The sequence below is a fragment of the Tepidibacillus sp. HK-1 genome, from assembly GCF_001748485.2.
In the GTDB taxonomy this organism is placed as follows: Bacteria; Bacillota; Bacilli; order Tepidibacillales; family Tepidibacillaceae; genus Tepidibacillus_B; species Tepidibacillus_B infernus.
The window spans coordinates 1-12,359 of sequence record NZ_BDGM02000004.1; the positions used below are offsets into that span (position 1 = coordinate 1).

Here is a 12,359-nt window from a genome sequence, read left to right on the forward strand (position 1 = left end):
CTTTGCCGCCGGCTTCCTTCAGATTCCACCTCACGATGGACACCCTTGCCTTAGGCTAATGGTTGGTTGCTACATACCCCCATAACGGACTTTCACCGTCTAGTTAATCGCCATGCGTGGCGCACTAACAATAGCAAGAACACTGATAAGAACGAAGAAAAGAGCAATAATGTAAAAAACAATCTTACGTCAAGCATCGAACGAAATGGTTTCATTTATCAATTTGAATTACTAGTCTTTAATAATGGCAATGGCAATTCTGATAAAGCCAAAGGAAAAGGGAAGAAAGCACAAGATAATGCCCTATATGGAGAAGGTTTTGAAGAAACTGAACCATTTTATCTGATTGACCGTCCAGGGTATCTCCTTGAGCCACAAAGCAAGGTTCAGTATACCTATGACGCCGTTGGAAACCGTTTATCCATGACTAACGATCAAGGAACCATCCAGTATAAGTACAATGCTGCTGACCAGTTAATACAAGCAGGAGACAATAAATATTCCTATGATGGAGCAGGTAATCTCATCCAAGAAAATGGAGATAGAGGGGAGATTCAATACCTTTACAACGGAGCCAACCAACTAACGGAAGTCCTCTATCAAGATGAAAGCTATGCCAAATACCAATATGATGCGATGGGGAGAAAAATCTACCGAGAAGAAGCAACATGGGATTACACCCAAGAACCAGGAGAAGGACAATTCAAAGAAAACAATGGCAAAGGCCAAGAAAAAAGAAACGAAAAAGCACAAACGAACGGAAAAGGAAATGGTTCATCAAAGAACAATGGAAAGGGCAATGGCTATTCCAAATATAACAACCCTGGTCAAGGCCTAAAACTAGGGATCTACAAAAATGGCCAATACCCGAATCGATTAGACATCACCAAGACCCGTTACCAGTATGAAGGACTAAGTAACCTTCTTCTCAAAGAATATGGAGATAAGGGCTCTCCCTATGCCGAATATTACCTAGGGTCAATGAATCAAGTGGTCTCAAGAAAAATGTTTGGCTTACACGGATTAGCAGAACCTGGCCACGATCCTGAACTAAAAACCACTGGTGGCCTGATGTATTATCAGTATGATGGTTTAAATACAGTAAGTGAACTAACCGATCGTCATGGAGACATCATCGAAAGATATCGCTATGATGCCTTTGGCGGCATCTTCACAGGAATCACCGCACCATACAACAGAATCGCTTTTACAGGACAAGAATATGATGAAAAAACAGGACTGATCGACCTAAATGCAAGAATGTACAATCCAGTGGTAGGCCGATTCATGAGTGCAGACACCTACCCAGGAACATTAGCTAATCCATTAAGCCAAAATCGATACGCCTATGTCATGAACAACCCCATCAACATGTGGGACCCAACCGGACATGTTCCAGAGTGGGTAAGGAATAGATCCTCACACTATTCTGAAAGTGAAAGTAGTTCAAGATTAGTTGTGAATTTCTGGGATTTCATTGATTATTACTCGAGAGATACAGGTTGGCAATTGCAACGAAAAGAAAGGGATCAAAAATACTACTATGAATATTATAAAAAAAGCGTATATGAACAATGGGACTATGTACACCATCGAGTAGTATGGGATAAAATAGTTGACGAAGAGACAGGATCAGAGGACCTATTACTAGACTCTTACAATTATGAACTAGTCGAATACTCAGATCTAAACATTTATCATTATGTAAACAAAATATCTGCAAGAGATATGGCTCTTGCTAGGAAAGAACAAATAGAAATAACATATGGTAAACCACCTGCCAATACCAAACCATCATTTCTATTAGCACAGTAAATGGTAGAGTAACTGAAGGAAATAAGGTGCTTTTACAATATACCAGTATGGCACCAAACGAAAAGCAAAAAGCGCAAACAAAAATAATACAATCGCAACTAAGTAAAATCCTAGGGACAGAATTACTAGTAGATGGATGGTATGGAAACGAAACAAAAAGCGGGGTCATTAAACTTCAAGATAAATTCAATCTAGCTGAAACAGGAGTAGTCGACAGTCAAACATTATATCAGATAGAGATGGCGACTACATTTAAAAATGTCCCAAGATTTAGAATGGAAGCCGATGGCATTGTAAGAAAGTATGGAACAATTTATACACAATATTATAAGAATTTATATTCATCCTATGGCAGTGAGGCTGTTCCTGAAGAAATTCGTCCAGAAATTTATGGTGGAAACGTACAAAATGATGAGCTAGGAAATTTTATAGTTGATTCAGTACTATTCGGTGTTGGTTCTATAGGAAAACAAGCTGTAAAAAGTGGATTAAAAGCAATAGGTAGCTTAACTAAAAAAGTCACATCATCTTTTAAAGAATTTATTAAGTCTTTAGATGATATTATCAAAAAGGGTGCGGGGAAGAGTGTTGATCCAAATAAGCTTAACCATATATTTGGAAAATCTGAGCATAATCTTGGAGGTTTATTGAAAAAATATGGTGGCGACCAGACAAAAGCATTTAATGCTTTGGAGAGTGCTACGCAAAAATATGTAAACACAAACAATGTTACAGGTAATTTTAAAGATATTGTCGTTAATGTTAATGGTGTGAATGTCACTGTAAGAGGAACTGTAATAGATGGGCAGGTCAAAATTGGAACCGCCTTTATTCCTTGATGAAAGGGGATGCTGATTTATGACATATGAGAACCTTGAAAGAAAATTAATGGAAATGTTATTAGCTGGTAATAATGATGTACTAATCCGACTTAGAGAGCAGTACAAATCATCCAAAGTCATATCAAGAGAGCATTCTGATGTTGGTTTTTTTACTACATTTCTACAACAAGATAGAAATGATTTGTGCATAGATGGAAAGTCATTTCAAATTGGTGATGTTGACGGAAGTGTAAACGGAATTGATGGAGCAGTTGGATTTGTACTCTACATTAAAAATGGCTTCATTTCCATGCTGGAGGGATATACAAATGCAATTGATAAATGGCCTGAGGTTGATGATGAAATAGTGCTAACGTATGATTCAGGAAATGAAAGAGATGTTGAACGACTCAAGAGAAAATGGGCATAGGAGTCGAGCTTGACCCTTATATGCTCTTTGGACAAGTGTAAAGCGTACGTTTATAGAGACCTTCGAAATTGTTTCATAAGTCTGTTTTTGGGTTAGGACAGACACCTAAAAGTGTACCTTACCCAGTTTGGTTGGGCTTAATATCTATGCTATCGGGGTCAGCAATGACCCCGATATGTTCCTTGACAAATGCGGATTTCTGTATAGCACAACCCCGGTTGTGACTCCATGGATGCAAATCCGACCCCGAAGGAATTTGTCCTCCGACCCGAATTGCGGGGCGGTGTGAGCCGGAGCGGGGAAGCTTTGCGACCCCGGCGCTTTAACCTGCATCATTTTCGACCCCATGGTTCACCCTGTAAACAGGGAGAATTAAGGGCAAGTTGCTGCCGAATAATTCATGTGATGATTTCCGGCACAAAGCCGTCAAATTCGTCCTCTTTTCCGATGGATGGGCAAACACCTTATGATGGCTACCAAAATTGAACACAGCGGCACACAGTGGCTCACGTTGCCAGACAACAATATTAGCAAGCTTGCCTTGGCATTAAACATTTGTGTGCCGGATAACGAGGGCATATATGGAACGCACAGCTTCTGCAGACTGCCGGTAACGAACTTATAAATCGGCTTGTACCCCATGATTCATGGTGAACCATGGATTTACACAAAATTTGTTCTATGGTAAAATTTGCGCCAGAGGGGGGGTAAGGGGGTAAGAAATTATCCCGGAAAAATCCCTCGTTTTCTTTTTTCTGCATGTTGATGCTTTTCACTTCGCTATATAAATATACCGCAGAAATGACTTGCAATCCGTTTCAGACAGAGTTAACATCACACACCAAAGCAAATAACCTGTTTGAAACTGTAAGTCTTGCGGTAGATAGGCTGTCGCGCCCTTGCGGGTCTGAAAAGACTAACGCTATCATCTGAGGTTGCCGGTGCTGGGAGCTTGAAGTGGATGCAGGACAAAAGAAGGGATGATATGCAGAAAAGAGAAAACTATCTCTATGTCGGTATGGACTTGCATAAGGATACTCATACCGCTGTTTTGGTGAATTGCTGGAATGAGAAATTAGATGTAATTGTTATCGAAAACAAGCCCAGTGAATTTAATAAGCTGGCAAAACGAGTAAACAAAATGACTGTAAAGCTGGGCCTATCCCCTATTTACGGCTTGGAAAATGCCTATGGCTACGGCAGAAGCCTTGCCGTTTGGCTGATTGAAAAAGGCTATACAGTGAAGGATGTTAATCCGTCCTTAGCCTATGACCAGCGCAAAAGTGCGCCCATGATGAGAAAGAACGACGAGCACGACGCCTATTGCGTAGCGACAGTGCTGATTAATCAGCTTCACACCCTGCCCGACGCCAAGCCGGAGGATAACCATTGGACGCTGTCCCAGTTGGTCAACCGCCGGGATACCCTTGTCAAAGATGGTATTCGGCTGAAAAACGGTTTGCATGAGCAGGTTTCTGTTGCTTACCCAAGCTACCATAGATTTTTTTGTGATATTGACCGGAAGACGGCGCAGTATTTTTGGAAACACTATCCGTCACCCATCTATCTGCGGAATAAACCCGTTGATGAACTGTTTGAAGAATTTAAAGCAATTGCGTTCAATACAACGAAAAGTAAGATTGAATTGATATTTTAATGTGTCCATAATGATGGTGATACGATATGGGAATATCAGGAATCAAGAGATTTTATCACCAAAAGCCTTGCGCGTTGTCTTGAGCAGCAAAAGGAAGAAATAGCCCTGGTCGATTGTGAAATCGAAAAGATGCTGAGGTATTTTGACTATAAACTCACAACAATACCAGGTGTTAGCATTGCCACGGCAAGTAAGCTGATTGCCGAAATCGGTGACATACGCCGTTTTCCAAGTGCTGATAAACTGGCTCGTTATGCAGGAATTGCACCAATAAAGTTCAGTTCCGGCGGCAAAGGCAAGGAGCAAAGCTCAAAACAAGGTAACCTTGAGCTGCACGGATTATTTTATTTTCTAGCGGTATCCATGGTCACGGTTCCAAAGACAGGAAAGCCGAATCAGCCTATATTTTACTCCTATTATCAGCGTAAAATCAGCGAAGGTAAAACAAAATCACAGGCGTTGGTCTGTATTATGCGCCGATTAGTAAACATTGTTTACGGCATGATGAAGAACAAGACGGAGTATCGTCCCTTTGTGGTTGAGGATCATGTTGTAGAAGAACAGTAATGATTGTTATAGCACAGTATTGAAATTATGCCATAATTTTTGAAATTGAATACAGGTTTCCAACCTTAATCTGAGATATAGATTCTTCCACCTGAGGGCGCGGGTAAGAGTATTTTAAAAGAAGCTTCTCAATTTGCTTTTAAAGCGGCAGACTGATTGATACTAACAATAGGAAACTATTGGCTGATATTGAAGGGAGCCTAAATATTGATATTAATGGCAATAGTTTCTTCCAAGAAGATTATATACTTTTACTCGAATTTGCTATAGCTATCTCAGCATGGTTAGGAAAAATTGAGAAAGGTATATTTCAAGATTTTGTATATGAAACAATGGATTACAGTGAAGGAGAAATCATTGAATTCAACCCCCAAAATGATAAAACATGGGTAGTTACTTCTATTTGGGGAAAAGGCAATATAGCGACGAATCTTTGTATACAAGATATTATTATTGCTGTAAAGGATTTTTTAGCTGATTTTCAAAAAGACATCTATGATAAGTTCTCAATAAGTCTAAAAAACTTTATTAATTAAAAATAGGGTCACACAGTTTGGGCTGATGTGGCCTTGTCTTTTGTTGATAAAAATTTTAAAATGGCATATAATAAAAGTAAGGAATACATGGAATTCACAGAAAGGGGTCTTAATTTATGGAACTTGCAAAAATTACTGCAAAAGGTCAGATAACAATACCGATTTACATCAGGAAGAAGCTCAATTTAAAGGACGGAGACAAAGTTATTTTCATCGAGGAAAATGGTAAGGTGGTAATGGAAAACTCAACTAAGGTTGCTCTGCGTGAGGTACAGGAAGCCTTTGATGGAGAGGCTGAGCGTGTGGGTTTGGAAACAGAAGAGGATGTTGTTGATTTGGTAAAACAATTTAGAAAAGAGGAATAGGGGAAACAGCCATGAGAATAATGCTTGATACAAATGTTCTTATTTCGGCTATACTTTTTCGAAGTGAAAACCTAAGCCGATTGATAGAGAAAGTGGCAGAAGATTATACATTGGTGCTTTCAACGTATGTTGTTGAAGAATTGAAATCGGTAGTTGAAAGAAAATTTCCAAACAAAATAAAAGCCATTGAGAAATTTTTAACAGCATTATCTTATGAACTGGAATATTCGCCAAAGAGCTATGATGGAACTCCGTTATTTGAAATTAGGGACGACAAAGATTATATGGTTTTACACACAGCAATACTGGCTGATGTTGACATTCTAATTACAGGAGACAAGGATTTTAAGGATATAGAAATTGAGCGACCTGAGATACTTACACCAAAAGAGTTTCTTGAAAAGTATTGATAAACTTATGATCCGTTTGAGACATCGTTAAGCCAATTCCGCTCCCGATTTCACATGCCCTCCGCCCTGCATTGCGGGCTAATGTGAACCGCGCTGGGGAAGCCCTGCGACCCTGCTCCTTTAACCTGCATGGTTTTCGACCCCATGGTTCACCCTGTAAACAGGGATGATTAAGGGCAATTTGCTGCCGAATAATTCATCTGATGATTTCCCGCACAAAGCCGTCAAATTCGGTTTCAATTTGGCAGAAGGATAAACTCCCTATCTTGGCTGCCAAAAATCGAACACAGGGGCACACGGTGGCTCACGCTGCGGAGATATAAACTCTTAGATTCTTGGAAACATGCATGATCCCAAAATACTGCCAATGGTGACAGTTCTGATAACATACGTAAAGGATATTCAGAGCACCCTAAAGGACATGTTTAAGGATGTTCTTCAGGAAATGCTGGAATTTGATTTAAAAATTTTTAGGGATCGTAAAGCTGAATTTGAACCGACAATAATCTCTAAGCACTCTAGAGATATTCATGACCAAATATTTGAGCTTTATGGAAGTAGAAATCTCCGCAGAATTAGTGAGTAAAATAACAGATAAAATCATCCCCAGGATTAGTGAATGGCAAATTCAATTACTCATAAAAAAATCTTTCCCTTATACCTGGGAAGGATTTTTTCACCTTTCTACCCTTCTATCCACTTTAAGTTAAGTTTGTATATGCCACCCTTGTCCTTCTGACAATATTCGACAAACTTTTTTTAATTTTCAGTGAAATTTTGCTAATTAGCTCACTTTGTGATTTAAAACAGTCCTTAAATAAAGTATGATGATATTGAATTGCACAAAATGAACTAGTTTAGGGAAAAGGGGTCTTGATATGAAAGTTGGCCAAAAATTAGCTTTAGGTTTTGCTTCGATTATGGTGATGTTTTTTATTGCAGTTCTTATTATTCTTTATAACATTATTAGTATGGGCAGCGTGGTAACAGAATTAGTCAATCAAGGCCATGATACAGCACAGATCTTGGAGATTGTTCATCAGAAGATAAATTTTGTAAAAGTGTTAATTTTAGCTATTATTCCAAGTGGAATTGTTGGAGCAAGTATCATTGCATATTCAATAACCATTCGTATTTCGAAACCGGTAAAATTAGTAACTGCTCACGTTGGCGAAATCACCAATGGTAATCTAAATCTTAGCCCCCTTTCCATTAAAAATAAAGACGAAATTGGAGAATTGGCAAAGAATTTTAATGAGATGCTTTCTTCTCTAAAGGAGTTGATCCAACATATTCAGCATAGTTCATTGCAAGTGACCGATACTGCTGAACAACTTTCTCATACTTCAACTGAAGTTGCCCTTGCTGCAGAACAAGTGGCTACAACGACCGCTAGTGTAGCAGAAGGAATGGAAAAACAGGTTCAGATGCTTCAAGGTTCAGAACAAACATTGTTCCAAGTAGTAGAAACAATCAAAGAAGTGAACCAAAAAACACAATCCGTTTATGTTGCTTCTCAACAATCGATGGAAACAGCAGAACAAGGAACTTATGTTATTGATGAAACCATTCGACAAATGAAAAAGGTGAATCAAACGGTTAAAGAAACAGGAACCTATGTGACTACCTTAAGGCAAAAGAATGCTAGTATTGAAAAAGTGATTGAGGTAATTAAATCGATTGCTGAACAGACAAATCTATTGGCTTTAAATGCAGCGATTGAAGCTTCAAGAGCTGGGGACGCTGGACGAGGTTTTGGCGTTGTGGCAAATGAAATTAGAAAACTGGCTGAGCAATCTGCTGATGCTGGGAAAGAAATTGTACAAATGATTCGCGAATTACAAGAAGATACGAAACAGCTGGTGGTTTCAATGGAAAAAGGAGAGCAAGAAGTAAACCAAGGGATGAACCATGTCACTCAAGCCCAACTAGCTTTCCAAGCCATTCAACAGTCCAACAGCGAAATGTCTTCTTTAATTGCGGAAACCAGTTCAAAAGCGAGCCAGACGGTAGAACAGGTCGAAGAAATGGCTAAATCATCTGCAATGATAAAATCAGTTGCTGATAAAACATCGAGCTACTCCCAAGAAATTGCAGCAGCTAGTGAGGAGCAAGGAGCATCGATGGAACAAATTACAGCAACAGCGAACATGCTTCACCAGATGGCCAACGATCTTCAGCAACTCATAAAGAGATTTCAGGTTTAGCGATGATTAAACTTTTTTCGACAAAAATAGTGGTTTTTCTAAGGCGGATTACGACAGTATTTTTAACGTGATACATATAAAATACAGGATAAGAATGTATATATGTTAGGAGGGACTTTGTCGTGATCGTGATTAATAAGAAGCCTGAAAAAACACCACCCAAACAAATCATTAGTATCCGTTTAGATCCAGCCATGATTGAAAAACTAGATCAAATTGCAGAAGAAAGTAAGACCAATCGAAGTGCTGTGATTACAGAAATCTTAGAAAAAGTAGTTCCTAAGATTCGTGTCATTTAACAAAAAGTATTATGGCTAGTAATGAGGGTTTGTATATTCCATAAGTATATACAAACCTTTTTTAATTGGTCATATTTACCATTATTCAATTTGGCAAGGAAGTTATAGAATAGGATTGAATTTTTGTTTGCTTTAGAAAAGCGATAAATAGTCCTAAAGTCCTATTTGTTTTTAACGTAATAGTACAGATAGCGGACGTGAAGGATGACAAATTATGTTAAAATAAGAACAAACCAGCCTATGATGAGGTGTGACATTCATTGAAATCATCAAAACTTGACGGTTATAAGCTTGAAGAAATCTTACATAAAACAATTAGAGCGATTGATCAAAGTAAGGAACAAATTTTCGAAATTGCCGAAGATGCTCGTTCAGAAAAGGAAAATTTGTTACGGAAGCTAGAGGCTTTACGGGAAGAAACAAAAAAGGTGATAGATGAGGTAGATCAATTAGAGGCAAGGTATCGTAGGGCAAGGACTAATTTAGCAGATGTGAGTCGTAATTTTAAATTATATAAAGAATCTGACATACAAAAAGCATATGAAGAAGCAAATCAGCTACAAATTGATTTATTAATGGCTAGGGAACGAGAAGCAAATCTTAAGATACTAAGAAATGAATTACAAATGCGTTTAAAAAATATTAATGTGACGATTGAGCGAGCTGAGGTAGTGGCCACACAAATAGGCGTTGTTTCAGATTATTTGACTGGGGATATTATTAAAATGTCCGAAGCGGTAGAGTCTGCCCAATATAAGCAAATGTTTGGTTTGAAAATCATTCAAGCTCAAGAAGAAGAACGAAAACGGGTGGCAAGGGAGATCCATGATGGTCCTGCTCAGTCAATGGCTAATGTCGTCTTGCGAACGGAGATTGCTGAACGATTCATGAATGTGAAGCAGATGGATCAGGCAATACAGGAATTAAAAGACCTGAAATTTATGGTAAGGCAAAGTTTGGCAGATGTTCGTAAAATTATTTTTGATTTAAGACCAATGGCTTTAGATGATTTAGGGCTTTTTCCTACGCTGCGAAAATATATTCAAGAAATGGCAAAGAGAGACAATTTGGACATCGATCTTAGTCTTGTAGGTAGAGAGCGAAGATTGCCTTCAGGAATGGAGGTTGCGATTTTCCGTTTGGTTCAGGAAGCTTTAAATAATGTGGTAAAACACGCACAAGCTACAAAAGCAGTAGTTAAAGTTGAATTTCAATCTGAACAAATTGAGGTTTCTGTAAAAGATAATGGAATTGGCTTTGATGAAGAGGAACAGGAAAAACAAAAAGAGGGTCATTTCGGCCTGATGGGAATGAAGGAGAGGGTTGATCTTTTAGAGGGTGATCTTGAGATTCAATCCATAAAGAATAAAGGGACAACGATAAAGATAAGAGTTCCAGTAAATGAAAGTGGGGAAATAAGCGATGGTTCAGAAAACGAAAATTAATATTTTGATTGCGGATGACCACAAATTATTCCGTGAAGGGGTCAAACGAATTATTAATTTAGAAGAGGACATGGAAGTTATTTCCGAATGTTCTGATGGGGAGAGTATTTTAAACCAATACGATGAAATCCTTCCTGACGTGATTCTCATGGACATCAATATGCCTAATATGAGTGGCGTAGAGGCGACAAAGAGGATTAAAGAAAAATACCCCAATGCAAAGATTTTGATTCTATCCATTCATGATGATGAAGGCTATGTGTTTGAGACGTTACGTTCGGGAGCGTCAGGATATTTACTAAAAGATATGGAAGCAGAAGCATTGATCGAGGCGATTCGTGCTGTTGCCGATGGTAGTGCATATATACATCCCCAAGTAACAGGAAAAGTGATTGAAGAATATCGCAGATTAAGTGTAAAGGAACAAACAGATGGCTTCCACCCTCTTTCCCATCCAGAACCCATCATGGAAAAGATGCCCGATTGGCGTATGTTATTAACCAAACGAGAATTGGAAGTATTACAATTAATGGCTGAGGGAAATAGCAATCGTGTGATTGGTGAAAAGCTATTTATCAGTGAAAAAACGGTTAAAAATCATGTAAGTAGTATTTTGCAAAAGATGGAATGTACAGACCGGACACAAGCAGTGATTGCAGGGATTAAAAATGGCTGGGTTATTCTATCTTAATCTGCACAATTTCATGGAAAATTCACTAGGTTTGGCATGATGGCATATACTCTATTAAGGAGGTGTCATCATGCTTTTCTTATTTTTAGCCACCTTATTGATGGTAAGTGTGATGATCATTGAATTTAATAGAAATAAAAATAAAAACAGTGTCGATCATTATTTTATTGTGGTGAAAAACAATCAAATGACGATAGAGTGGGTCATCCGATCGATTTCCTTATCGGGATGGTTAAAGGGGAGAATCAGACGTTTCACGATTCTTGATCTTGGTTCTACTGATGATACATTGATTATTTTATACCATCTATCCTTATCAACGAAGATTGAGATTGTAGATCTTCAACCTGAGGAAGACGTGGCGCTTTGTTTACTTGAGATGGTAACAAAAAGTAAGGAAACAGGAGAGAATCCTGTCGTGATTGATTTAACCACTTCCTCCACCTGTGACAAAGCCTCAGAAAAATCTCTACTTAGTTGAGAAAAAGATTGTTTTCAATGGGATCCCACAAAAGTAATCGAAAATAGCTTTTCAGGAAAATGCCGATTTGTGGGCCTATTTTGTACCTATGTCTAAGGTAATAAAAAGCCTCATTTCAACATATAAAAGGCTTGACAGGATAAATAGCCTAGTACCTAAACACTGGAATAGTGAACAATTGATGATCAATTAACAAAATAATGAGAATCGGACTATCCAAAAACAGGCATTCAGTTGGATGATTGATCTTGTTTGTACCGATATAATGGGAATAAGTAATCAAACTGGACAAGCTCTTAAGTAAATCAATTTCGATAGGGAGGAAGTAAAATGAAAAATGCTTTAATGAAGCTTTGGGTGAAACAACATCACGTGAAAAGAAACATAAAGGAAGCACTGCAAAATGAAAAAGGACAAGGAATGGTAGAATACGGATTGATTATTGCTTTAATTGCAGTGGTAGTCATTGTTGCACTTACTACTATGGGAGGTAATCTAAAAGATTTATTTAACAAAGTAGCAGGTGATGTTAGTAGTACTTCAGGTGGTACAACTGCACCATAATAAAGCTCTAATGAAATATCCTTATCAACCCTTAAGGTCCTACTTCTACGAGTAGGACTTTCTTTTCTTCC

General features: G+C 38.3%; 12 protein-coding genes and 1 pseudogene. All 13 read left to right on the forward strand.

Annotation, left to right across the window (positions count from 1 at the left end):
- Positions 1-66: 66 nt before the first annotated feature.
- The 13 genes and pseudogenes from BEN26_RS02610 (at position 67) to BEN26_RS02670 (ending at position 12,288) form a co-directional block, all read left to right on the forward strand.
- Complete coding sequence (locus BEN26_RS02610) at positions 67-1,815, forward strand: RHS repeat-associated core domain-containing protein (RefSeq protein ID WP_069801064.1); 1,749 nt, start codon at positions 67-69, stop codon at positions 1,813-1,815.
- A gap of 26 nt (positions 1,816-1,841) precedes the next feature.
- Positions 1,842-2,654 carry a peptidoglycan-binding domain-containing protein gene (locus tag BEN26_RS02615; protein ID WP_069801063.1) on the forward strand — a complete coding sequence of 271 codons (813 nt, stop codon included), beginning with the start codon at positions 1,842-1,844 and terminating at the stop codon, positions 2,652-2,654.
- Between the two features lie 19 nt (positions 2,655-2,673).
- A complete protein-coding gene (locus tag BEN26_RS02620; RefSeq protein ID WP_069801062.1) occupies positions 2,674-3,066 on the forward strand; it encodes a hypothetical protein in 393 nt (130 codons plus the stop codon).
- A gap of 985 nt (positions 3,067-4,051) precedes the next feature.
- Positions 4,052-5,290: pseudogene (locus BEN26_RS02625) on the forward strand (IS110 family RNA-guided transposase).
- Positions 5,291-5,445: 155 nt separating this feature from the next.
- Positions 5,446-5,826: a DUF7878 domain-containing protein gene (locus BEN26_RS02630; protein ID WP_483887672.1), complete on the forward strand. Its 381-nt coding sequence runs from the start codon at positions 5,446-5,448 to the stop codon at positions 5,824-5,826.
- A 116-nt stretch (positions 5,827-5,942) separates the two neighbouring features.
- The gene (locus BEN26_RS02635; RefSeq protein ID WP_068726303.1) at positions 5,943-6,191 is read left to right on the forward strand and encodes an AbrB/MazE/SpoVT family DNA-binding domain-containing protein; all 249 of its coding nucleotides are present in this window, start codon (positions 5,943-5,945) and stop codon (positions 6,189-6,191) included.
- Positions 6,192-6,202: 11 nt separating this feature from the next.
- Positions 6,203-6,601, forward strand: coding sequence for a putative toxin-antitoxin system toxin component, PIN family (locus BEN26_RS02640; RefSeq protein ID WP_068726300.1), 399 nt, complete (start codon positions 6,203-6,205; stop codon positions 6,599-6,601).
- Between the two features lie 878 nt (positions 6,602-7,479).
- Positions 7,480-8,808, forward strand: coding sequence for a methyl-accepting chemotaxis protein (locus tag BEN26_RS02645; RefSeq protein ID WP_069801058.1), 1,329 nt, complete (start codon positions 7,480-7,482; stop codon positions 8,806-8,808).
- A gap of 122 nt (positions 8,809-8,930) precedes the next feature.
- Entirely contained in the window at positions 8,931-9,107 is a 177-nt protein-coding gene (locus BEN26_RS02650; RefSeq protein WP_082732505.1) for a ribbon-helix-helix protein, CopG family, read from the forward strand.
- Positions 9,108-9,367: 260 nt separating this feature from the next.
- Positions 9,368-10,552 carry a sensor histidine kinase gene (locus BEN26_RS02655; RefSeq protein WP_069801057.1) on the forward strand — a complete coding sequence of 395 codons (1,185 nt, stop codon included), beginning with the start codon at positions 9,368-9,370 and terminating at the stop codon, positions 10,550-10,552.
- Entirely contained in the window at positions 10,530-11,243 is a 714-nt protein-coding gene (locus BEN26_RS02660; RefSeq protein WP_069801056.1) for a response regulator transcription factor, read from the forward strand. The genes BEN26_RS02655 and BEN26_RS02660 overlap by 23 nt, the downstream gene beginning before the upstream one ends.
- A gap of 70 nt (positions 11,244-11,313) precedes the next feature.
- Entirely contained in the window at positions 11,314-11,724 is a 411-nt protein-coding gene (locus BEN26_RS02665) for a hypothetical protein (protein WP_068726287.1), read from the forward strand.
- 330 nt (positions 11,725-12,054) lie between these two features.
- On the forward strand, positions 12,055-12,288 hold the full coding sequence (locus tag BEN26_RS02670) for a Flp family type IVb pilin (RefSeq protein WP_161937327.1): 234 nt from the start codon (positions 12,055-12,057) through the stop codon (positions 12,286-12,288).
- Positions 12,289-12,359 lie beyond the last annotated feature (71 nt).

Excerpts from the sequence above, each read along its gene's own strand:
- BEN26_RS02620 (WP_069801062.1), top strand. The coding sequence starts at position 2,674 with ATGACATATGAGAACCTTGAAAGAAAATTAATGGAAATGTTATTAGCT.
- BEN26_RS02635 (WP_068726303.1), top strand. The coding sequence starts at position 5,943 with ATGGAACTTGCAAAAATTACTGCAAAAGGTCAGATAACAATACCGATT.
- BEN26_RS02640 (WP_068726300.1), top strand. The coding sequence starts at position 6,203 with ATGAGAATAATGCTTGATACAAATGTTCTTATTTCGGCTATACTTTTT.
- BEN26_RS02645 (WP_069801058.1), top strand. The coding sequence starts at position 7,480 with ATGAAAGTTGGCCAAAAATTAGCTTTAGGTTTTGCTTCGATTATGGTG.
- BEN26_RS02660 (WP_069801056.1), top strand. The coding sequence starts at position 10,530 with ATGGTTCAGAAAACGAAAATTAATATTTTGATTGCGGATGACCACAAA.
- BEN26_RS02665 (WP_068726287.1), top strand. The coding sequence starts at position 11,314 with ATGCTTTTCTTATTTTTAGCCACCTTATTGATGGTAAGTGTGATGATC.
- BEN26_RS02670 (WP_161937327.1), top strand. The coding sequence starts at position 12,055 with ATGAAAAATGCTTTAATGAAGCTTTGGGTGAAACAACATCACGTGAAA.